The sequence below is a fragment of the Streptomyces sp. NPDC004788 genome (genome assembly GCF_053601115.1).
Map to the genome: position 1 here is coordinate 16,430 of NZ_JBSGBF010000069.1, position 19,580 is coordinate 36,009.

Annotated in this window: 21 protein-coding genes; 6 read left to right on the plus strand and 15 right to left on the minus strand. The window is 73.8% G+C overall.

Annotated elements, in window-relative coordinates; translation table 11 throughout:
• Positions 1-19: 19 nt before the first annotated feature.
• Complete coding sequence (locus ACWEJX_RS26335) at positions 20-739, minus strand: GntR family transcriptional regulator (protein WP_451609903.1); 720 nt, start codon at positions 737-739, stop codon at positions 20-22.
• A gap of 195 nt (positions 740-934) precedes the next feature.
• On the opposite strand from ACWEJX_RS26335, the gene ACWEJX_RS26340 reads away from it, so the two are divergent.
• A complete protein-coding gene (locus ACWEJX_RS26340; protein WP_451609882.1) occupies positions 935-1,942 on the plus strand; it encodes a Gfo/Idh/MocA family protein in 1,008 nt (335 codons plus the stop codon).
• An 85-nt stretch (positions 1,943-2,027) separates the two neighbouring features.
• On the opposite strand, the gene ACWEJX_RS26345 is transcribed toward ACWEJX_RS26340, so the two are convergent.
• Genes ACWEJX_RS26345 through ACWEJX_RS26355 form a run of 3 tightly spaced genes read right to left on the minus strand, consistent with a single transcriptional unit; the run spans position 2,028 to position 5,203 of the window.
• Positions 2,028-3,209 (minus strand): cytochrome P450 family protein, encoded by a 1,182-nt coding sequence (locus ACWEJX_RS26345; protein WP_451609883.1) that lies wholly within the window; start codon positions 3,207-3,209, stop codon positions 2,028-2,030.
• A gap of 9 nt (positions 3,210-3,218) precedes the next feature.
• The gene (locus ACWEJX_RS26350; protein WP_451609884.1) at positions 3,219-3,980 is read right to left on the minus strand and encodes a response regulator; all 762 of its coding nucleotides are present in this window, start codon (positions 3,978-3,980) and stop codon (positions 3,219-3,221) included.
• On the minus strand, positions 3,977-5,203 hold the full coding sequence (locus ACWEJX_RS26355; RefSeq protein ID WP_451609885.1) for a sensor histidine kinase: 1,227 nt from the start codon (positions 5,201-5,203) through the stop codon (positions 3,977-3,979). The genes ACWEJX_RS26350 and ACWEJX_RS26355 overlap by 4 nt, the downstream gene beginning before the upstream one ends.
• A 178-nt stretch (positions 5,204-5,381) precedes the next feature.
• On the opposite strand from ACWEJX_RS26355, the gene ACWEJX_RS26360 reads away from it, so the two are divergent.
• Positions 5,382-5,600 carry a hypothetical protein gene (locus ACWEJX_RS26360; RefSeq protein WP_451609886.1) on the plus strand — a complete coding sequence of 73 codons (219 nt, stop codon included), beginning with the start codon at positions 5,382-5,384 and terminating at the stop codon, positions 5,598-5,600.
• Between the two features lie 22 nt (positions 5,601-5,622).
• On the opposite strand, the gene ACWEJX_RS26365 is transcribed toward ACWEJX_RS26360, so the two are convergent.
• Both ACWEJX_RS26365 and ACWEJX_RS26370 read right to left on the minus strand, forming a co-directional pair.
• Positions 5,623-6,543: a DMT family transporter gene (locus ACWEJX_RS26365; protein WP_451609887.1), complete on the minus strand. Its 921-nt coding sequence runs from the start codon at positions 6,541-6,543 to the stop codon at positions 5,623-5,625.
• Between the two features lie 97 nt (positions 6,544-6,640).
• The gene (locus ACWEJX_RS26370; protein WP_451609888.1) at positions 6,641-7,249 is read right to left on the minus strand and encodes a dihydrofolate reductase family protein; all 609 of its coding nucleotides are present in this window, start codon (positions 7,247-7,249) and stop codon (positions 6,641-6,643) included.
• Positions 7,250-7,430: 181 nt separating this feature from the next.
• Between ACWEJX_RS26370 and ACWEJX_RS26375 the strand changes: the two genes are divergently transcribed.
• The gene (locus ACWEJX_RS26375) at positions 7,431-8,171 is read left to right on the plus strand and encodes an SDR family NAD(P)-dependent oxidoreductase (RefSeq protein ID WP_451609889.1); all 741 of its coding nucleotides are present in this window, start codon (positions 7,431-7,433) and stop codon (positions 8,169-8,171) included.
• 239 nt (positions 8,172-8,410) lie between these two features.
• On the opposite strand, the gene alc is transcribed toward ACWEJX_RS26375, so the two are convergent.
• A complete protein-coding gene (gene alc, locus ACWEJX_RS26380) occupies positions 8,411-9,526 on the minus strand; it encodes an allantoicase (RefSeq protein ID WP_403789536.1) in 1,116 nt (371 codons plus the stop codon).
• 1 nt (position 9,527) lies between these two features.
• Positions 9,528-10,862, minus strand: a complete 1,335-nt coding sequence (gene allB / locus ACWEJX_RS26385) for an allantoinase AllB (protein ID WP_451609890.1) — start codon at positions 10,860-10,862, stop codon at positions 9,528-9,530.
• Positions 10,863-11,198: 336 nt separating this feature from the next.
• Here allB and ACWEJX_RS26390 point away from each other — a divergent pair, with 336 nt between their 5' ends.
• Entirely contained in the window at positions 11,199-12,008 is an 810-nt protein-coding gene (locus tag ACWEJX_RS26390; protein WP_451609891.1) for an IclR family transcriptional regulator, read from the plus strand.
• A gap of 123 nt (positions 12,009-12,131) precedes the next feature.
• Here the strand turns inward: ACWEJX_RS26390 and ACWEJX_RS26395 are convergent, their stop codons facing one another.
• Positions 12,132-12,821, minus strand: a complete 690-nt coding sequence (locus tag ACWEJX_RS26395; protein ID WP_451609892.1) for an ABC transporter ATP-binding protein — start codon at positions 12,819-12,821, stop codon at positions 12,132-12,134.
• Complete coding sequence (locus ACWEJX_RS26400) at positions 12,818-13,900, minus strand: ABC transporter permease (RefSeq protein WP_451609893.1); 1,083 nt, start codon at positions 13,898-13,900, stop codon at positions 12,818-12,820. The genes ACWEJX_RS26395 and ACWEJX_RS26400 overlap by 4 nt, the downstream gene beginning before the upstream one ends.
• 124 nt (positions 13,901-14,024) lie before the next feature.
• On the opposite strand from ACWEJX_RS26400, the gene ACWEJX_RS26405 reads away from it, so the two are divergent.
• Positions 14,025-15,218, plus strand: a complete 1,194-nt coding sequence (locus ACWEJX_RS26405; protein ID WP_451609894.1) for a histidine kinase — start codon at positions 14,025-14,027, stop codon at positions 15,216-15,218.
• A 95-nt stretch (positions 15,219-15,313) separates the two neighbouring features.
• Positions 15,314-15,940 carry a response regulator gene (locus ACWEJX_RS26410; protein ID WP_403789530.1) on the plus strand — a complete coding sequence of 209 codons (627 nt, stop codon included), beginning with the start codon at positions 15,314-15,316 and terminating at the stop codon, positions 15,938-15,940.
• Between the two features lie 54 nt (positions 15,941-15,994).
• Here ACWEJX_RS26410 and ACWEJX_RS26415 read toward each other — a convergent pair whose 3' ends face one another.
• The 5 genes from ACWEJX_RS26415 to ACWEJX_RS26435 form a co-directional block, all read right to left on the minus strand.
• Positions 15,995-16,465 carry an amphi-Trp domain-containing protein gene (locus ACWEJX_RS26415; RefSeq protein ID WP_451609895.1) on the minus strand — a complete coding sequence of 157 codons (471 nt, stop codon included), beginning with the start codon at positions 16,463-16,465 and terminating at the stop codon, positions 15,995-15,997.
• Positions 16,462-16,881, minus strand: coding sequence for a DUF7144 family membrane protein (locus ACWEJX_RS26420; protein ID WP_451609896.1), 420 nt, complete (start codon positions 16,879-16,881; stop codon positions 16,462-16,464). Before ACWEJX_RS26420 ends, ACWEJX_RS26415 begins: the two co-directional genes overlap by 4 nt.
• 69 nt (positions 16,882-16,950) lie before the next feature.
• Positions 16,951-17,409 (minus strand): SHOCT domain-containing protein, encoded by a 459-nt coding sequence (locus ACWEJX_RS26425; protein ID WP_451609897.1) that lies wholly within the window; start codon positions 17,407-17,409, stop codon positions 16,951-16,953.
• 126 nt (positions 17,410-17,535) lie between these two features.
• On the minus strand, positions 17,536-17,733 hold the full coding sequence (locus tag ACWEJX_RS26430) for a hypothetical protein (protein WP_403790191.1): 198 nt from the start codon (positions 17,731-17,733) through the stop codon (positions 17,536-17,538).
• Between the two features lie 74 nt (positions 17,734-17,807).
• A complete protein-coding gene (locus ACWEJX_RS26435; RefSeq protein ID WP_451609898.1) occupies positions 17,808-19,490 on the minus strand; it encodes an MFS transporter in 1,683 nt (560 codons plus the stop codon).
• Positions 19,491-19,580: the final 90 nt, after the last annotated feature.

The window sequence follows — 19,580 nt, forward strand, 5'->3', positions numbered from 1 at the left end:
CCCGCGTCCCGCCCCCGTCCTACCCGCGGGCGGTCAGCGGGAACTCGAAGGAGTAGCGGGAGGCCCGGTAGAGGTGCCGGCCGAACTCCACCGCACGGCCGGCCGCGTCGAAGGTCACGCGTTCCATCGTCAGCAGCGCCGCGCCCTCCCGCTCGCCGAGCAGCCACGCCTCCCCCGGCCCGGCGGTCCGGGCGCCGACGGTCTGCGTGGCGCTGTGCGGGTCCGCCCCGGCGGCGCCGAGCAGCCGGTAGAGGCCGGTGGCCGTGAGGCTCGCGGTGTCGGCGTCGAGCAGCCCGGCGGGCAGGTGGTTGCGCAGATACGCGAGGGGCTCGCCGTGTGCCGAGCGGAGCCGCTCCAGATACCGCACCTCCGCCCCCTCCGGCACGCCGAGCGCCGCGGCGACCTCGGCCCCGGCGGGCTCCAGCCGGTCCACCAGGACCCGGGTCGCCGGCCGCTGCCCGGCCGCCTCCAGGTCGTCGTAGAGCCCGCTCAGCTCCACCCGCCGCCGCACCCTGCCGTGCACCACCACCGTGCCCACTCCCCGGCGCCGCACGAGCAGCCCCTTGTCGACCAGCGACCCGATCGCCTGCCGCACGGTGGGCCGCGAGAGCCCGAGCCGCCCGGCGAGGTCGATCTCGTTCCCGAGCCGGCTGCCCGGGCGCAGCGTCCCGTTCTCGATGGCCGTCTCCAACTGCCGGGCGAGCTGGAAGTACAGCGGCACGGGGCTGCCCCGGTCCACGGACAGACCGGGCAGGTGCGCTGGCGGCTCGGGGCCTCGCGGGGACACGGACGGGAGGGTAGCCGCGGGGGCGGATCACCGGAAGGAGGCGGGAGCGGGCCGGGACGGCGGCCGGGAGGCGGTCGGGACGGGTTGGTGTCCGGTTGTCCTGACATTTCCTTGACACCCCGTCCGTTCCGCACCACCTTGGGGGCCATGCGGATCGGACTGGTCGGGACGGGACGGATCGGCGCCTTTCACGCGGGACTGCTCGCCCGGCACCCGGAGGTCGGGGCGCTGGTGCTCGCGGACGCCGACGCGCAGCGGGCGGCGCGGGTCGCGGGGGCGCTCGGGGCGGAGGCGGCGCCTTCCGTGGATGCGCTGTTCGGGCATCACGCGCTGGACGCGGTGGTGATCGCGTCGGCGACGGCGGCGCACGCGGAGCTGATCGGGCGGGCGGCGGAGGCGGGGCTTCCGGCGTTCTGCGAGAAGCCGATCGCGCTCGACGTGCCGGGGACGCTGGGCGCGCTGCGGGCGGTGGCGGCGGCCGGGACGGAGCTGCAGCTGGGGTTCATGCGGCGGTTCGACGCCGGGTACCGGGCGGCGCGGGAGGCCGTCGCCGCGGGCCGGCTCGGCCGGCTGCACACCGTGCGGACGGCGACGTCGGACCCCGCGCCGCCGCCGGCCGCGTATCTGCCGCTGTCCGGCGGGCTGTTCCGGGACTGCATGGTGCACGACTTCGACATCGTGCGCTGGGTGACCGGGCGCGAGGTGGTGGAGGTGTACGCGACCGGGTCGGACGCGGGGCCCGCGATGTTCCGCGAGGCCGGCGACGTGGACACGGCCGCCGCGCTGCTCACCCTGGACGACGGCACGCTGGTGTCGGCGACCGCGACCCGCTGCAACGGCGCCGGGTACGACGTACGGATGGAGCTGGCCGGCGAGCGGACGCAGCTCGCGGTCGGCCTGGACGAGCGGACCCCGCTGGAGTCGGTCGAGCCGCAGGGCCCGCCGCCGCCCGGGAAGCCGTGGCCCGGTTTCCTGGAGCGTTTCGGGCCGGCGTACGAGGCGGAGCTGGACGCCTTCGTCGGTCTGGTGCGCGGCGAGCGTGACAACCCCTGCGACGGCGGCGAGGCGCTCGCCGCGCTGCGGATCGCGGAGGCGTGCGAGCGCTCGCGCCGGGAGCGCCGCCCGGTGCGGGTGGCGGAGGTCCCGGCGGAATGAGCCCCGGGGGCCGGTGACGGCGGGCCCGGGGCTCCGGGGTGCCTTGTCGGTCAGCCCGGCATGATCGGCGAGGCACCCCTGGGTGTCACCAGACGACGGGCAGGTGGCGGGTGCCGCGGATCAGCATGCCGGGGAGCCATTCCCAGGGGGCCGCGTCCGGGTCGAGTTCCAGCCGCGGGAAGCGCCGGAGCAGTGACTCGATCGCCGTCTTGCCTTCCAGGCGGGCCAGTGGTGCGCCCAGGCAGTAGTGGATGCCGTGGCCGAAGGCGAGGTGGCCGCGCGGGTCGCGCCCGATGTCGAAGCGGTCGGGTTCGGGGAAGCGGCCGGGGTCGCGGGCGCCGGAGGCGAGGCCGACGAGCACGATCGCGCCGGCGGGTATCTCGACGCCGCCGAGGGTGACCGGCTCCTTGGCGAAGCGGAGCGTGGCGTTCTCGACCGGTCCGTCGTAACGCAGCCCCTCCTCGACGGCGGCGTCGATCAGGCCGAAGTCGGCGCGCAGCGCGGCCAGTTGCTCGGGGTGCGTGAGCAGGGCGCGGACCGTGTTGGCGATCAGGTTGACGGTGGTCTCGTGGCCCGCGATGAGCAGCAGATAGGCGAGGGCGCGCAGTTCGGGGAGCGAGAGCCGGTCGCCGTCCTCGGCGCGGGTGGCGATGAGGGCGGACAGCAGGTCGTCCTGCGGCCCGGCGGCGCGCTTGTCCTCGATGAGTTCGTCGAGGTAGCCGTAGAAGCCGGCCGCGGCCGCCTCCTGCTCGGAGGGGTCACCGGTCGGCGCGACGATCGCGTTGGACCAGGCCCGGAAGGTGTCGCGGTCGGCGGCCGGGACGCCGAGCAGTTCGCAGATGACGGTGATGGGCAGCGGGAAGGCGAAGGAGTCGACGAGGTCGGCGCGGCCGGCCGGGGCCATCGCGTCGAGGAGTTCGTCGGTGAGCTCCTGGACGCGCGGCCGCAGCGCCTCCACCCGGCGGCCGGTGAACTCGCCCGCGACGAGTTTGCGCAGCCGGGTGTGGTCGGGCGGGTCGATGATGAGCAGATTGGGTCCGATGATCTCGTCCTGCGGCCGTTCCGGGCCGAATTCGGAGAAGGACTTGGAGAGCCGCTGGTCGGCGAGGGCCGCGCGGGCCTCCTCGTAGCCGACGACGAGCCAGGCCGGCATGCCGTCCGGCGTCACGACCTCGTGCACCGGGCCGCTCTCACGGAGTTTCGCGTAATACGGGTACGGGTCGGCGGTGAAGTCCGCTCCGTATTCCCCCAGTTGAATGACGGACATCGGTCCAGGCTACGCGTCGTCCGCTCCGTCGGGGAGGTCGAGCAGGCCGGCGTCGTGGACGAGCAGCGCGATCTGGACACGGTTGTTGAGGCCGAGTTTGGCCAGAATGCGGGAGACGTGGGTCTTGACGGTGGGGACGCTCATGTAGAGGGCCGCGGCGATCTCGGCGTTGGAGCTGCCCCGTCCGACGGCGAGCGCCACCTCCCGTTCGCGGTCCGCGAGTTCGGCGAGACGGCGGGCGGCGGTGGCGCGGCGCGGGGGCTCCTGCGGGCCGGTGCGGGGAGTGTGCGGCGTGTCCTGCCCGGCGACATGGGTCATGAGCTGGCGGGTGACGGCCGGGGAGAGCACCGGGTCCCCGGCCGCCACCCGGCGCACGGCGGTGACGATCTCGGCCGGCGGGGTGTCCTTGAGGACGAAGCCGGCGGCCCCGGCGCGCAGCGCCCGCAGGACCTGTTCGTCGGCGTGGAAGGTGGTGAGGACGAGGACCTCGGGCGCGCCGGGCCGGGCGCGGAGCCGTTCGGTGGCGGAGAGGCCGTCGACGCGCGGCATGCGGATGTCCATGAGGACGACGTCGGGGGCGAGCCGCTCGACGAGTTCGGGGACCTCGGCGCCGTCGGCGCCCTCGCCGACGATCTCGATGTCCTCGGCGCCGCCGAGCATGAGGGCGAGGCCCGCGCGGACCAGCGGGTCGTCGTCGACGACGAGCAGCCGGACGGACGGCCGGGCGGACGGCCGGGCGGACGGCGAGGAGGACGGCGGGGTGGGTGTCATGCGGGCCACGGTAGCCAGGCGTGCACGGCGAAGCCGCCGTCGGGGGCGGGTCCGTGGGTGAGCCGGCCGCCGGCGAGGGTGGCGCGTTCGGTCAGCCCGATGAGGCCCTGCCCGGAGCCGGGGACGGGCGGGACGGGACCGGTGGGGGCGGGGTTGGCGATGTCGAGGTCGAGTCCTTCGCCGGGGCGGCCGCGCAGGGTGAGGGTGACCTCGGCGCCGGGCGCGTGCTTGCGGGCGTTGGTGAGGGCTTCCTGGACGATGCGGTAGACGGTGCGGCCGGTGGCGGCGGGCACGGCGTCCGGGTCGGCCACGGTCGAGTCGAGGACGACCTTCATGCCGGCCTCGCGGACCTCCGCGACGAGGCTGTCCAGGGTGGCGAGGGTGGGCTGCGGCCGGTTCGCGGCGCCGCCGTCGCCCTCGTCGTCGTGCGGCGCGCGCAGCACGCCGATGATCTCCCGCAGGTCCTGCAGCGCCTCGTGGGCGCTGTCCCGGATCACCCCGGCGGCCCGCGCGACCTGCGCGGGCGGGGCGTCGGGCCGGAACTCCAGGGCGCCGGCGTGCACGCTGAGCAGCGTGAGGCGGTGGGCCAGCACGTCGTGCATCTCCCGCGCGATGGCCTCCCGCGCCTGCCGCTGCGCCTGCTCGGCCCGCAGCCCCGCCTCCGCCTCGGCGCGCAGCGCGCGGTCGCGCAGCGCCTCGACGAGCTGGCGGCGGGAGCGGACCAGCATGCCCCAGGCGGTGACCAGGAGGATCAGGACGATCCCGATGCCGATGGCGAGCGGGGTGCCGGTGGTCGGGTCGGGCCGTACGAAGACCTGCACGGTCGACGCGGCCATGGCAAGCAGTCCGATCGACGCCACCTCCTTGAAGGGGCGGCGCACGGCCACGCTGAACAGCGCGGCGAGCACGGCGCCGCCCGCCGTCGGCGCGACGACGCTGACGACGGAGAGGGTGACCGCGAGCCCGGTGGGCCAGCGGCGGCGCAGCCACAGGGCGCAGCAGGCGAGCCCGCCGACGAGCTGGTCGGTCAGCGCGACGGCCTCGCTGCTGTACGCGGCGCTGGTCTCGGCCGCGAGCAGCCCCACGAACGCCGCGAGCAGGAAGATCGTGGTGTCGACCACCCAGTCCCGCACGGTCCGCCGCGGCCGCCCGTCCCCCGGCCCCCGGCCGCCGGTGCGGGCGGCCTCGACCAGATGGGAAGGGAGCAGCCAGGTACGCGTCATACGGGAAATGTACGCAGGTGAGCGGCGTGTCACGGCCCCGTGCGGCCACGTGCGGCCCGTGCGATACCAAAGTCGCGCGAGCCGGGGACCTCGGTCGTACGAAGGTCGTACGGAAGTCGCGGAGAGGGGATACCGGTGGCCGACGCGGGCGGGGGCGGCCGTGGATCATGCTCGGAGCATGAAGAGGTTTCTCGAGGTCACGGGTTTTCTGGTGCTGGTCTTCGGCGTGTGCGGGGTGATCCGCGAGCTGACCGACGGCTGGTTCAAACTGATGGGCGCGACCCGTTTCCTGACCGACAACATCGGCTTCCTGGAGGGCCGGGAGCTGTTCGCGAACATCGTGATCGCGGGGCTCGGACTGGTGGTCCTGGTGATATCGGACCGGGTCAAGAGCTGACGGCTCAGGCCCGGAGGCAGGTCTAAGCGGTGTCGGCGGCCCGGCGGCCCCAGCCGGTGCCCGCGAGCACGAGGACGGCCCCGGCGAGGCCCAGGGTTCCGGGGCGGTCACCGGCGAGTGCGATGCCCGCGGCGGCGGCCCAGAGGGGCTCGGTGCCGAGGAGGAGGCTGACGCGGGACGGGGAGGTGCGGCGGACGGCCCACATCTGGACGAAGAAGGCGAACAGGGTGCAGAAGACGGAGAGGAAGAGCAGTCCGGCCCACTCGCCCGGCCCGAAGCCGAGGGCCGTCGCCCAGGGGGTGGCGCCGGTGCCGGGGACGGCGGCGAGGAGGGCGAAGACCGCGACGGCGGCGCCGAGCTGGACGGTGGTGAGGGAGAGCGAGTCGGCGCTCTGTACGGCCTTGATGCGCGACATCGCGAGGACGTGCACGGTACGGGCGAGCGCGGCGAGCAGCATCAGCAGGTCGCCGGCCGAGGGCGCGGTGAAGCCCGCGCCCTGGGTCAGCAGGACCACGCCGGCCACGGACAGCGCGGCGGCGCCGAGGAAGGCGCGGGGCGGCTTGGTCCGGGTGACGGCGGCCTCGGCGAGCGGCGTGAAGACCATCGTGAGGCTGATGATCAGGCCCGCGTTGGTGGCGGAGGTGTGCACCACCCCGTACGTCTCGAGTACGAAGATCCCGGCGAGGATCAGCCCGAGGACCGCCGCCCCGCGCCACTGGGCCGCGTCGAGGGCCCGCAGCCTGCGCCACCCCGCGGCGACGAGCACCGGCAGCACGATCGCGAAGCGCAGCACGAGGACGGCGAGCACGGTGTGGGTGGTGGTGACGCCCTTGGCGGCGAGATAGCTGGCGCCCCAGACGACCGCGACGAGCAGCACCGGCAGGTCGGTGAGCCAGGCGCGGCGCGGGGCGCCGAGGGTCGCGGGGGCGGCGAGCGACGACATGGCGTCTCCAACTGGTCAGGCGGAGTGGAGACTTCGACGGCTCGCACACGGGGGGGGTGATCACCGTACCGGGACCAGCCCGTGGTGGCTACACCTTTCAGTAGCTGCCGTACGTGGGCCGGCCCGCCTGCTCGTACGTCTGGAGGGTGACGCCCGCCGGCGTCGTGCGCGCGTCGGTGAGCCGGAAGGCGCTGGGCCTCGCGCCCTCGGCGAACAGGCGTCGGCCCGTGCCGAGGACGACCGGGAAGACGAGCAGGTGGAGCGTGTCGATGAGGTCGTGGTCCAGCAGGGTCCGCGCGAGGCCGCCGCTGCCGTGCATCTGGATCTCGCCGTCGAGCCGCTGCTTGAGCGCGGCGACCTCCTGCACGACGTCGCCGGAGAGGATCGTGACCGGTCCCCAGTCGGCGGTGGTGAGGGTGCGGGAGGCCACGTACTTGGGGAGGGTGTTCAGCTTGGTCGCGATGGGGTTGTCGGGGTCGTCGTGCTTCGGCCAGTAGCTCGCGAAGATCTCGTAGGTGCGGCGGCCGAGGAGGAAGGCGGTGGGCCGCGTGAAGACCTCGTTCATGTAGCGGCCGAAGTCCTCGTCGCCGTACGGGAAGGACCAGCCGCCGTGTGCGAAGCCGCCGCTGGGGTCTTCCTCGGGACCGCCGGGGGCCTGGTAGACGCCGTCGAGGGTGAGGAACTGGGTGAGGCTCAGGGTGGCCATGGGGGGACCCTCTCTCTTCTTGTCGTCGTGTCTCACCTCTGCAGACCCTGCCTGTCCGCGGAACTCATCGGTGGCCGCGCGGTGACCGGCTCGCCGTCCGATTCCCGCCAGCACGGGGACGCCGCCCCGCGTTTGATTGAACTCGCAACGACAACTGGCGACGACGTACGAGGAGTTCAGAATGTCCACGATGAGCGGCAAGGCGGTCCTGGTCACCGGCGGCAGCCGGGGCATCGGCGCGGCGACGGCCGTCCGGCTCGCCGAGGAGGGCGCGGACGTCGCCTTCACCTACGTCCAGGGCGCGGAGCGGGCCCGCGAGGTCGCCGCCCGGATCGAGGCGGCCGGCGGGAAGGCGCTCGCGCTGCGCGCGGACGCGGCTGACGCGGGAGACGCGGCCGGCGCGGTGGAGTGGGCCGCGGACGCGCTCGGCCGGCTCGACGTGCTGGTGAACAACGTCGGCGTCGGGGTCATCGGCCCGCTGGAGTCCCTGACCCTCGCGGACGTGGACCGGGTGCTCGCGGTGAACGTCCGCTCGGTCTTCCTGGCCGCGCAGGCCGCCGCCGCGCGCATGGTGGCGGGCGGCCGGATCGTCACCATCGGCACCTGCATGACGCAGCGGGTGCCGGGCCCCGGCGGCACGCTGTACGCGATGAGCAAGGCGGCCCTCGTCGGCCTGACGAAGTCGCTCGCCCGCGAGCTGGGCGGCCGCGGCATCACCGCGAACATCGTCCACCCGGGCCCGACGGACACCGACATGAACCCGGCGAACGGCCCGTACGCCCAGGCCCAGGCCGAGATGACGGCCCTCGGCCGCTTCGGCACGGCCGACGAGGTCGCCTCGATGGTGGCGTTCCTGTCCGGCCCGGGTGCGGCGTACGTGACGGGCGCCGAGTTCTCGGTGGACGGCGGCCACGCCGCGTGACCGCCCCGACGACCGCGGCGGCGAGTGAGCCGAAGGGGCGCGCCGGGGGAACGGTGACGAACGCGCGCGGTCCCCGAGGAACGAGGGGGCGAGCACGTACGGCGCTGTGAGCACGGCTCAAGCGCCCCGGAGGGGAACCGAGCCTTGAAAAGAGGTGGAGGGCGCACCGGTGCTGTCGGGTCGGTGCGCCCTCGCGGGCCGGGCGGGGTGTCGTGCCCGCCCAGTCTTGGTGGGAGGCGTCAGCCGCCCAGTTCCTGGTGGCGGGCCGTCAGGCGCGCCGTGCCCGCCTCGGTGAGGGAGCCGAAGAGGCGGAGGCGGGAGATGCCGCCGTCGGGGTAGATGTCGATGCGGACACGGGCGCCGACCGCGGGCGTGTCGAGCACGAAGCGGTGGTTGGTGTCGGGCTGGAGGCGGGTCCGCGGGAGGATCTCGGTCCAGTCGTCGGAGCCCTCGGCGGCGACGGAGAGCGCGGCCCAGCCGGCGCTGTTGCCCTTGAGGTACGCGGTGTCGATCTCGACGGCGCGGATCTCGGACTCGGCGGCGAGGCTGTAGCGGATCCAGTCGTTGCCCTTGTCGCGGCGGCGGCGGGTCTCCCAGCCGTCGTCCATCTTGCGCGAGCGGCCGGGCTGGATGGTGTTGGTGGCCGGCGAGTAGAAGCGGTCGGAGGCGTCCTCGACCTGGCCGCCGTTCTCCAGGGCGGCGAGGTCGAAGGTGCCGAGCACGCCGAGCCAGGCCGGGTCGGGGGCGACCTCGCCGTACACGCGGAGGCGGGCGATGCCGCCGTCGGGGTGCTGGTTGACGCGGAGGTGGGTGAAGCGCTGCTCGACGTCGACGGCGAAGCCGTTGGCGGCGTGGCCGCCGATGGCGGTGCGCGGGACGATCGTCGTCCACTTGACGTCGTCGGCGAGGAGCTCCTCGGGCGAGGGCGAGCCGGCGACGGAGGTGGCCTCGACGGAGACGGCCTGCGGGTAGTTGCCGCGGAAGTGGGCGGTGTCGACGACGAGGCCGCGGATCACGCCGGGGGCACCGAGGCGTACGAGCGCCCAGTCGTGGTCGTCCTCGGTGGGGTGCGGCTGCTCGGCGGAGACGCCGCGGCGGCGGCGGGTCTCCCAGCCGTCCATGATCTTGCCCTTGTGGCCGAAGTGCTCGGGGTCGAACTCGGCGGCCTCGGGCTTGAGCAGGTTCTCGCGCTCGGCGAAGAACTCGTCGTTGGCGGCGACGACGCCCGCGCCGAGGCGGCGGTCGGCGAGGTCGGCGTACTGGGTGAAGGGGAAGTCTGCGGTGCGGTAGTCGGCGTACGGGTCACCGCCGCCGTACGGGCTCGCGTCTCCGGTGAAGCTGGGTATGGAGGACACGTCAGTTGTTCCTTTCGAGGAGACGGCCGGTGGGCTCGGTGAGGGTGCCGCGGTCGTTGATGCGCTCGCCGCGAAGCCAGGTGGAGGTGACGACGCCGTAGAGGGTCTTGCCGGCGTAGGCGGTGACGCGGTTGCGGTGCTGCAGTTCGGCCGGGTCGACGGTGAAGGTGGCGTCGGGGTCGACGATCGCGAAGTCGGCGTCGCGGCCCGGCTCGATGGCGCCCTTCCGGTCGAGACCGGCGAGGCGGGCGGGGCCCTCGGACATCCAGCGGGCGAGGTCGGTGAGGTCGTGGCCGCGGCGGCGGGCCTCGGTCCAGATGGCCGGCAGGCCGAGCTGGAGCGAGGAGATGCCGCCCCAGGCGGAGGCGAAGTCGCCGGTCTTGAGGTCGGCCGTGGACGGCGAGTGGTCGGAGACGATGCAGTCGATGGTGCCGTCCGCCAGGCCCTCCCACAGCGCGTCCTGGTTGGCCGCCTCGCGGATCGGCGGGCAGCACTTGAACTCGGTCGCGCCGTCCGGGACCTCCTCCGCCGTCAGGGTCAGGAAGTGCGGACAGGTCTCGACGGTGACCTTCACGCCCTCCGCCTTGGCGGCGGCGATCAGCGGCAGCGCGTCCGAGGACGACAGGTGCAGGACGTGCACGCGGGCGCTCAGCCGGCGGGCCTGGTTGATCAGGTTCTCGATCGCGGTGTTCTCCGCGACCCGCGGCCGGGAGGCGAGGAAGTCGGCGTACTTCGCGCCCGGCGTCTGCGGGGCGGCGTCGAGCTCGTGCGGGTCCTCGGCGTGGACGATCATCAGCCCGTCGAAGCCGGCGATCTCGGCGAGCGAGGCGGCCAGCTGGTCCTGGTCGAGCTGCGGGAACTCGTCCACGCCGGACGGCGACAGGAAGCACTTGAAGCCGAAGACGCCGGCGTCGTGCAGCGGCCGCAGGTCCTTGACGTTGTCCGGCAGGGCGCCGCCCCAGAAGCCGGTGTCGATGTGCGCCTTGGTGCGGGCGACGTCCTGCTTGATCCGCAGGTGCTCGACGGTGGTGGTCGGCGGCAGCGAGTTCAGCGGCATGTCGAGCAGGGTGGTGATGCCACCGGCGGCCGCGGCGCGCGTCGCGGTCCAGAAGCCCTCCCACTCGGTGCGCCCGGGGTCGTTCACATGGACATGCGTGTCGACGAGACCGGGCAGGACGACGTCGTCGCCGACGTCCTCCAGCCGGGCCCCGGCCGGGACCTCGGCGTCGTACGGCCACACGGCCGCGATCGTCCCGCCGGAGACGGCGATCGACGCCGCACGAGTCCCCTCGGGGGTGATGACGCGCGTCGAGCGCAGGACCAGGTTGACGTCCACCCGTACCCCTTCTTCTTCCGCGAAGCAGAAATTCAACGAACTGTTGAAGGAGTCTGCGGCCGTGACGACATGTCGTCAAGGGCGCGTTTTCAGGATCGCCCGGCATGCCCCGCTCTCGCGAGGGCCGATTGGACGTTTCCATGAAGTGGAATGAGAATTTCGTACAGTAGAACGTAGCTCCGCACATGCGGGGCGGACCAGGACCCCTCAGGGCAGCCGCCGACACCGGACAAACACCCCGCTGACCGGCCCGGACGCCGGGACCTGGGCCGTGTGCCCGGCCCGGGCGCCCGGTAGGCTGCTGCCTTGCCCGCCTGCCCCGAAAGGACCGTTGCCGTGCCGACGTCCAGCGCCAGCACCACCGACGCCGCCAAGCCCGCCGCCGCGAGCGGTGGCGTCCAGTCCCTCGAGCGTGCCTTCGACCTCCTGGAGCGGATGGCCGACGCGGGCGGCGAGGTCGGGCTCAGCGAACTCTCCGCCAGCAGCGGACTGCCGCTGCCGACCATCCACCGCCTGATGCGCACGCTGGTCGCCTGCGGCTACGTCCGCCAGCAGCCGAACCGCCGCTACGCCCTCGGCCCGCGCCTGATCCGGCTCGGCGAGTCCGCCTCCCGGCTCCTCGGCACCTGGGCCCGCCCGTATCTGGCCCGGCTCGTCGAGGAGACCGGCGAGACCGCGAACATGGCGCTGCTCGACGGCGACGAGGTCGTGTACGTCGCCCAGGTGCCGTCCAAGCACTCGATGCGCATGTTCACCGAGGTCGGCCGCCGGGTGCTGCCGCACTCCACCGGCGTCGGCAAGGCGCTGCTCGTGGACACGCCCGCCGACGAGGTGCGCGCGCTGCTCGCCCGTACCGGCATGCCCGCCGCCACCGAGAAGACGATCACCACGCCCGAGGGCTTCCTGGACGCCCTGGTCCTGGTGCGCGACACGGGCTACGCGGTCGACGACAACGAGCAGGAGATAGGAGTCCGCTGCCTCGCGGTCCCCGTCCCCAACTCCCCCACCCCCGCCGCGATCTCCATCTCCGGCCCGGCCGGCCGGGTCACCGAGGCGGCCACCGACAAGATCGTCCCGATCCTCCAGCAGGTCGCCCAGGAGCTGTCGGCGGCGCTGGTGAACACGGCGGGCAACGGGCAGGTCTGAGCCCCGGCCCGGCCCCGAACGGCCCCCACGGCGTACGGCCTACGACACACGGCCTACGACATACGGCAAAGGGCGCCCGAAGCCTTCCCCAGGCTCCGGGCGCCCTCGTCGTGTGTACGCGGGTCAGACGGCCACGTCGGCGGTGTCCTCGCTCAGCCGCCCGTCCACCACCGTCACCGTGCGGTCCGCCCGCCCGAGGTGCGTCCGGTCGTGCGTCACGAGCACCGTCGCCGTCCCCCGTTCCGCCGTCAGCCGGCCGAGCAGCTCCATCACGGCCGCGCCCCGCTCGTGGTCGAGCGCGCTCGTCGGCTCGTCGACCAGGAGCACGGAGGGCTCGTTCATCAGCGCCCGCGCGATGTTGACGCGCTGGCGCTGACCGCCGGAGAGCTGGTGCGGGCGGCGGTGCGCCTGGTCGGCGAGGCCGACCGCGTCGAGCAGCTCCAGGGCCCGGTCCCGGGCGGTCCGCGGGCCGCGCCCGGACAGGTGCGCCATCACCTGGAGCTGCTCCAGCGCGCTGAGCGAGGGCAGCAGGTTCGGCTGCTGGAAGACGATGCCGATGTGCTCGCGGCGCAGCTCGGCCTTGGCCGCCGGGGTGAGCGAGCCCGTCTCCGTGCCGGCGACGACGACCCGGCCGGTGTCCGGCGTGACGAGGGTCGCGGCGACGGCGAGCAGGCTGGACTTGCCGGAGCCGGAGGGGCCGACGACGGCGGTGAGGCGGCCGGCGGGCACGTCCAGGGAGACGGCGTCGAGGGCGGTGAGCCGGCCGTCGCCGTCCGGGTAGGTCAGGGTCACGTGGTCGAGCAACAGGCTCATCGGGCGCTCCCGAGCGCGGTCAGGGGGTCGACGGCGGTGATCCGCCGGATGGACAGGGCCGCGCCGAGCACGCCGAGCACGATCATCACGGCGGCCGGGCCGAGCACGGTGAGCGGCTGCAGCACGAACGGCACGTCGCCGCCGCTGATCAGCGCGCCGATGCCGGAGGCGAGCCCGGTGCCGAGCAGGGTGCCCGCGCCGAGCATCACCACGGCCTGCCCGAGGGCGTCCTTCAGGAGGTACGGGGTGGAGGCGCCGAGCGCCTTGAGGACGGCCACGTCGGCGCTGCGCTGGATGGTCCAGACGGTGAAGAAGGCTCCTATGACCAGCGCGGAGATCGCGAAGAGGAAGCCGCGCATCAGCTGGAGCGAGCCGTTCTCGGCCTGGTAGGACCCTATGGCGCCGAGGGCCTCGTCGACGGTCTTCGCGGCCGTTCCGAGGGCCTTGTCCCCGGCCGCCCAGTCGGCGCCGGAGCCGCTCAGCGCGATCACGGTGGCCTGCTGCTCGGTCCCGGTGCCGGCCCGGCCGACCTTCTGCCAGTCGTCGAGGGAGGTCCACACGACGGGCGTGTGGCTGTACGAGGCGTCCCCGGCGACCGCGACGACGGTGGCGTCCAGGGGGCCGAGGCGCACCGCGTCCCCGGCGGTGACGTCCAGCTCCTCCGCCGCCGACTCGGACAGGACCACCTTGCCCGCCCCGAGCCGCGAGCCCTCCGGCGCGAGGCCCGCGCCCGGCTCCGTGCCGAAGGCGGAGAGGGCGGCGGTGCGGTCGCCGGCCGTGGCGTTGAGCGTGCGGATGCCCAGCGGCGCGGCGCGCTCGACGCCGGGCCGGGCGGCCCAGTCACGCCACTGGGAGGCGGTGACGGCCGAGTTGGTGAAGGAGACCGACTGGCCGGCGGGCGGCGCGGCGAAGGCCAGCCGGTCCGCCGGGAGGCCGGTGATCGCCGAGATGTTCTCCCGTGCGAGCCCGGCGGTCAGTCCCGAAAGCAGTCCGACGAGCAGGGTGATCAGGACGATCACGGTGCCCATCAGGGTGAAACGCCCCTTGGCGAATCTCAGGTCTCTCCATGCCACGAACATGGGGCCAAGCCTGCTGGTCAGGGCCCCGGGCGGGCATCGCGCCACGGATGGCTCCGTAATCAAACTTTCGGTTGAGTCCGGATTCTCCGGAGCGGCCCGCGGCCCCGCCTACCCTGGAACCATCATGGATCCCCGCTCCCTCACCCCTGCCCTGCGCGCGCTGCGCCTCTGTCTTCATCTGCTGATGGCGGGGCTCCTCGTCCTGGCGGCGGTGCGCTCGCAGACGACCGCGGGCGTGGTGGCGGCGGTGGCGACCGGCGCGGTGTACGCGGCCGGCTCGCTGCTGCCCGCCGTGCGCGGCTCGCAGCGCGGGGCGGCGGTCTGGCTGGGCGCGCTCTGCCTGTCCTGGCTGGTGCTGCTGTGGCTGACGCCCGAGGGGCTGTGGCTGGCCTTCCCGCTGTACTTCCTGCAGTTGCACCTGCTGCCGGTGCGCTGGTCGCTGCCGGCGGTGGCGCTCACGGCGTGCGCGGCGATCCTGTCGTACGTGCGGCACGGCGCGGCCCTCAGCCCGGGCGTCTTCATCGGGCCGCTGCTCGGCGCGGCGGTCGCCGTGGCGACCGTGCTCGGCTACCAGGCGCTGTACCGGGAGAGCGAGCGGCGGCGCCGGCTGATCGAGGAGCTGATCTCGACCCGGGCCGAGCTGGCGGCGGCCGAGCGGCACGCGGGGACGCTCGCCGAGCGCGAGCGGCTCGCCCGGGAGATCCACGACACCCTGGCGCAGGGGCTCTCGTCGATCCAGCTGCTGCTGCGGGCCGCCGAGCGCGCGCTGCCGGAGGGCTCGCCGGCGGCCGGGCACATCGACGCGGCCCGGCGGGCGGCGCAGGACAACCTGGCGGAGGCCCGCCGCTTCGTACGGGCGCTCACCCCACCCGATCTGGAGCACGGCTCGCTCGCCGGGGCGCTGGAGCGGCTGTGCGAGACGGCCGGCCCGCCGGCCGCTCCGGAGGGGCCGCGGGTGCGGTTCTCGGTCAGCGGGACACCGGCCGAGCTGCCCACCCCGTACGAGGTGGCGCTGCTGCGGATCGCCCAGTCGGCGCTCGCGAACACGGTGCGGCACGCCTCCGCCTCGCGGGCGGAGATCACCCTGTCGTTCATGGGCGGCTCGGTGACGCTGGACGTGGTCGACGACGGCAAGGGCTTCGACCCGGCCGCGCCGCGCTCCGTGCGCCCGTCCTCGGACGGGGGCTTCGGGCTGCCGGCGATGCGCTCGCGCGCGGAGTCGCTGGGCGGCTCCTTCACCGTCGAGTCCGCCCCCGGCCAGGGCACCGCCGTGGCCGTCTCCCTTCCGCTGCCCGCCGGCACCACGACCGGAACCTGACGCATGACCGCCCTGGAGCCTGACGCGTCACCGCCCTGGTGTCCGCCGCACGACGATCCTGGAATCCGCCGCATGACCACCCTGGAGTCCGCCGCATGACCATCCGACTGCTGCTCGCCGACGACCACCCGGTGGTACGGGCCGGGCTGCGGGCCGTCCTCGACACCGAGCCGGACTTCGCCGTGGTCGGCGAGGCGGCGACGGCCGAGCGGGCGGTCGAGCTGGCCGCCGCGGGCGGCGTGGACGTGGTCCTGATGGACCTCCAGTTCGGCCCCGGGATGCACGGCTCGGAGGCGACGGCCGCGATCACCGCCGTACGGGGCGGGCCGCGGGTCCTCGTCCTCACCACGTACGACACGGACGCCGACATCCTCGCGGCGGTGGAGGCCGGTGCCTCCGGCTACCTCCTGAAGGACGCCCCGCCGGAGGAGCTGGCGGCGGCCGTACGGACGGCCGCGGCCGGCCAGTCGGCGCTCGCACCGGCGGTGGCGCACCGGCTCATGGACCGGATGCGCACCCCCGCGGAGGCGCTGACCAAGCGGGAGCTGGAGGTGCTCCAGCTGGTGAGCGAGGGACTGTCGAACCAGCAGATCAGCAAGGCGCTGTTCCTGAGCCAGGCGACGGTGAAGTCCCATCTGGTGCACATCTTCGCCAAGCTGGGCGTGGACTCGCGCACGGCCGCCGTGGCGGCCGCGACCGCCCGGCGGCTGATCCGGCGGTAGGCGGGATCGGCGCAGACGCCCAGCGGTCGGCTGCGCTGCCGCTGGGCGGCCGGCTCAGGACCGCTTGGCGGCGGTCCGCTTGGCGGGAGTCCGCTTGGCCGGGGGCCGCTTCTGCTTGGCGGCCGACGTGGCCTTGCGGCCCCGGGGGGCGGAGGGCTCGGCCGGTGCGGCGGGTTCGGGCTGCTCTTCGGCCGACCCGGTCGCGGCCTCGGACGCGGCGCTCTCGGGCTCGGCGGCCTTGCGGGCGGGGGCCTTGCGGGCGGAGGCGGTCCCGCTTGCGGGCGCGGCGCGCCCGCCGCCCAGCGGCCACTTCAGCTCGATCTCCAGCTCGATCTCGCCGTCGTCGACCTCGAACTCCACCTCCGTGCGGAACTCGTCGGGGACCCGGAGGCTCAGCTCCACTCCCGGGCCCAGCGTCAGCTCCGCCTCGCCGCCCTCCCGGAACGCCTCCGCGAGCCCCGCCAGCAGCTCCGCGGCCTCGGCGCGGCTCAGCGAGCGCTTCTGCTCGAACTTGAGGTCCTTCACAGCTGCTCCCTGCCGCTCCGGTTGACGCACAGCGCCCAGATGACGAACCCGGACATCGCGATCATGATGACGGACCACACCGGGTAGTAGGGCAGCGAGAGGAAGTTGGCGATGATGACGAGCCCGGCGATGGCCACGCCGGCGATCCGTGCCCAGGTCGCCGTCCGGAAGAGTCCGAAGCTGACGAGCACGGCGACGACGCCGAGAGCGAGGTGGACCCAGCCCCATCCGGTGAGGTCGTACTTGAAGACGTAGTTGGGCGTGGTGACGAAGATGTCGTCCTCGGCGATCGCCATGATGCCGCGGAAGATGCCGAGCAGCCCCGCGAGGGCGAGCATGACGGCCGCGAAGGCGGTCAGCCCCTCGGCCCAGGCGTACTTGGCCGAGTGCATCCGGGGAGTGTGTGTCGTGGCCATCTCGGTTGTCCTTCCCTGTCCCTTTCGGGTCCCGTTTTCCCTGTCCTGGTCCCGGTCCCTGCCCTCCGGCTACTGCCGGGGGGCGGCTCCGGTTCCGGCGGAGGCGGACGGGCCGCCGCCGCTCAGGACGATCTCCTTGGCGCGGCGGAACTCCTCTTCGGTGATGTCACCGCGGCTGCGGAGGTCGGCGAGCCTGGTGAGGTCGTCGGCGTGGCTGGTGCCGCCGCCGGTGCCCGCGGTCTCACGGACGTAGGAGTCGAACGCCTCCTGCTGCTTGCGCGCGTGCGTGATCTCCCGCTGGCCCATGGCCTTGCCGCGCGCGATGAGGTAGACGAACACGCCCAGGAAGGGCAGCAGGATGACGAACGCCAGCCAGCCGGCCTTGCCCCAGCCGCCCAGTTCGTCGTCGCGGAAGATGTCGCCGATGATCCGGAAGAGCAGGATGATCCACAGGATCCACAGGAAGAACCAGAGCATGGTCCAGAAGGTGTTCAGCAGCGGGTAGTCGCTGGCGAGATAGGTGCCCATCTCTCTGCTCCGTTCCGTCCGGACCGGGTCCCGAATGCCGGGCGCCGTTCCGGGCTGTCTTCAGGGTGCGGGGCCTTTCGGGGGATGACCTCACCCGGGACGGGTGAGTGTGGGGCGCCGTAGGGGTCAGTCCGGGAGGCGCCGCAGTTCCACCACCTGGAGGCCGAGCGACTGGAAGCGGGCCAGCAGTCCGTAGAGGTGCGCCTCGTCCACGACGGGGCCGTACAACACCGTCTGGCCGGAGATCATCACGTGCTCCAGCTCGGGGAAGGCGCCGACCAGCGTCTCCGACATGTGCCCCTCGACGCGGATCTCGTACGGCAGGCCGCGACGGCCCGCCCCGGAGACCTCCGCCTGCCTCGCCGCACGGGGGTGACCCACGCGTCCGGTTCCGAACATCACGACCTCCTCGGCCGGCGGGGCCCGCGCTTCGGTGGTGGCGGCGGTGCCGGTGGTGCCGGTGGTGCGGGCGGCGGGGCGGTGGGGTCGGGGGACTCGACCGGGCCCGGCGCCGGGCCGGCGGCGGGCAGGCCGCGGGTCACCAGGAAGCTCGCCAGCGTGATGCCGCCGGTGGCGAGGACGGCCGCCTTCAGGCCGTTCAGCTGGGCCTTGGCGTAGGACTCCGTGACGGCGTCCACCTCGCCCGGCGGCAGTCCGGCCTGCTCGGCCGCCGAGTGCACCTGGTCGGTGGAGACGAAGCTGATCCCGGATTCCAGGGCCACGCTCGTCTGCCGGCGGGCCTCCTCGGAGAGGGCCGGATGCTGCTCGACGTGCGTGGTGAAGGCGTGGGCCAGGGCGCCGATCAGGATCGAGCCGATGAGGGCCGTGCCCAGCGCGGATCCCAGGTTCTGGGCGGTGAACTGCAGGCCGCCGACCTCGCTGCGCTCCTGCTCCCCGGCGGTGGACTGGACGACGTTGCCGAGCTGCGAGGCGAGCATGCCCATGCCCAGGCCGAGGAGCGCCATGGCCCCGAAGAACTGGGCGTCGTCGATGACGGGTTTGATGGCGGCGAGGAGCCAGGCGATCGACGCCGCCAGCAGCACCAGCGCCGCCCGCACGATCCGGCGCGGTCCCACCCTGCGTCCGAGGCGGGCGCCGGCCAGGGAGGCCACGAGCATGGTGACGGAGACCGGCAGCAGCCGCAGTCCCGTCTGGAAGGCGTCGAAGCCCTGCACCACCTGCAAGTACAGCGGGATGGTGAAGAAGAGGCCGAGCAGGATGAGGTTCTGGCTGAGCAGGGTCATCAGGCCGGAGCGCAGCACGGGTCTGTGGAACAGGGCCAGGTGGACCAGGGGCTCCTCGCCGCGGGCCTCCCGCCGCCGCTCCCAGATCTGGAAGGCGTACAGGAGGCCCACTCCGGCCGCGACGACGAACAGGGTGGGGGCGAAGCCGAACACCGTGAACGGGGGATCGAGCGGCGCGACCCAGCCCCAGGTGGTGCTCTGCAGCACTCCGAGCACGCCGAGGCCCAGACCCGCCGCCGACAGCACGGCGCCGACGACGTCCAGGCCGGGGCGCCGGCCCGCCGGCGGCCGTTCCTTGATCGCGCGCCGGAAGAGCAGCACGGCGAGGACCACCACGACCTCACCGGCGAAGACCAGCCGCCAGGTGAGGTACGTCGTCACCCAGCCGCCCAGCAACGGTCCTACCGCGATGCCGGCACCGGCGAGGCCGCCGATGACGCCGTACGCGACGGAGCGGTCCCGGCCCCGGTAGGACTCGGCGACGAGGGCCGCCATGGACGGCAGCACCAGTGCGGCGCCGAGCCCCTCGATGAGCGACCAGCCGAGCGCCAGGACCCACAGGGCCGGCGAGACGGCGGTCAGGGCCGATCCGACGCCGTAGACGCCCATGCCGATCAGGAAGACGCGGCGGCGCCCCAGGATGTCCCCGATCCGCCCGCCGACGATCATGAACGCGGCCATGACCAGCGCGTACAGGGTGATGACGGCCTGGATCGAGGTCACCTCGGTGTCGAAGTCCTCGACCAGCTGGGTGATGGAGACGTTCATGACGGCGGTGTCCAGCACCATCAGGAACTGGGCCGTCCCCAGGACGATCAGAGCACCCCACTGCCTCATCGTGTCCACCTCACCGGGTCGGCCCGTCTCTGCCATCGCACCCGAAACGCCCGCCGGCCGCCTCACCCGCGACGGGTGAGCGGGTCGGGA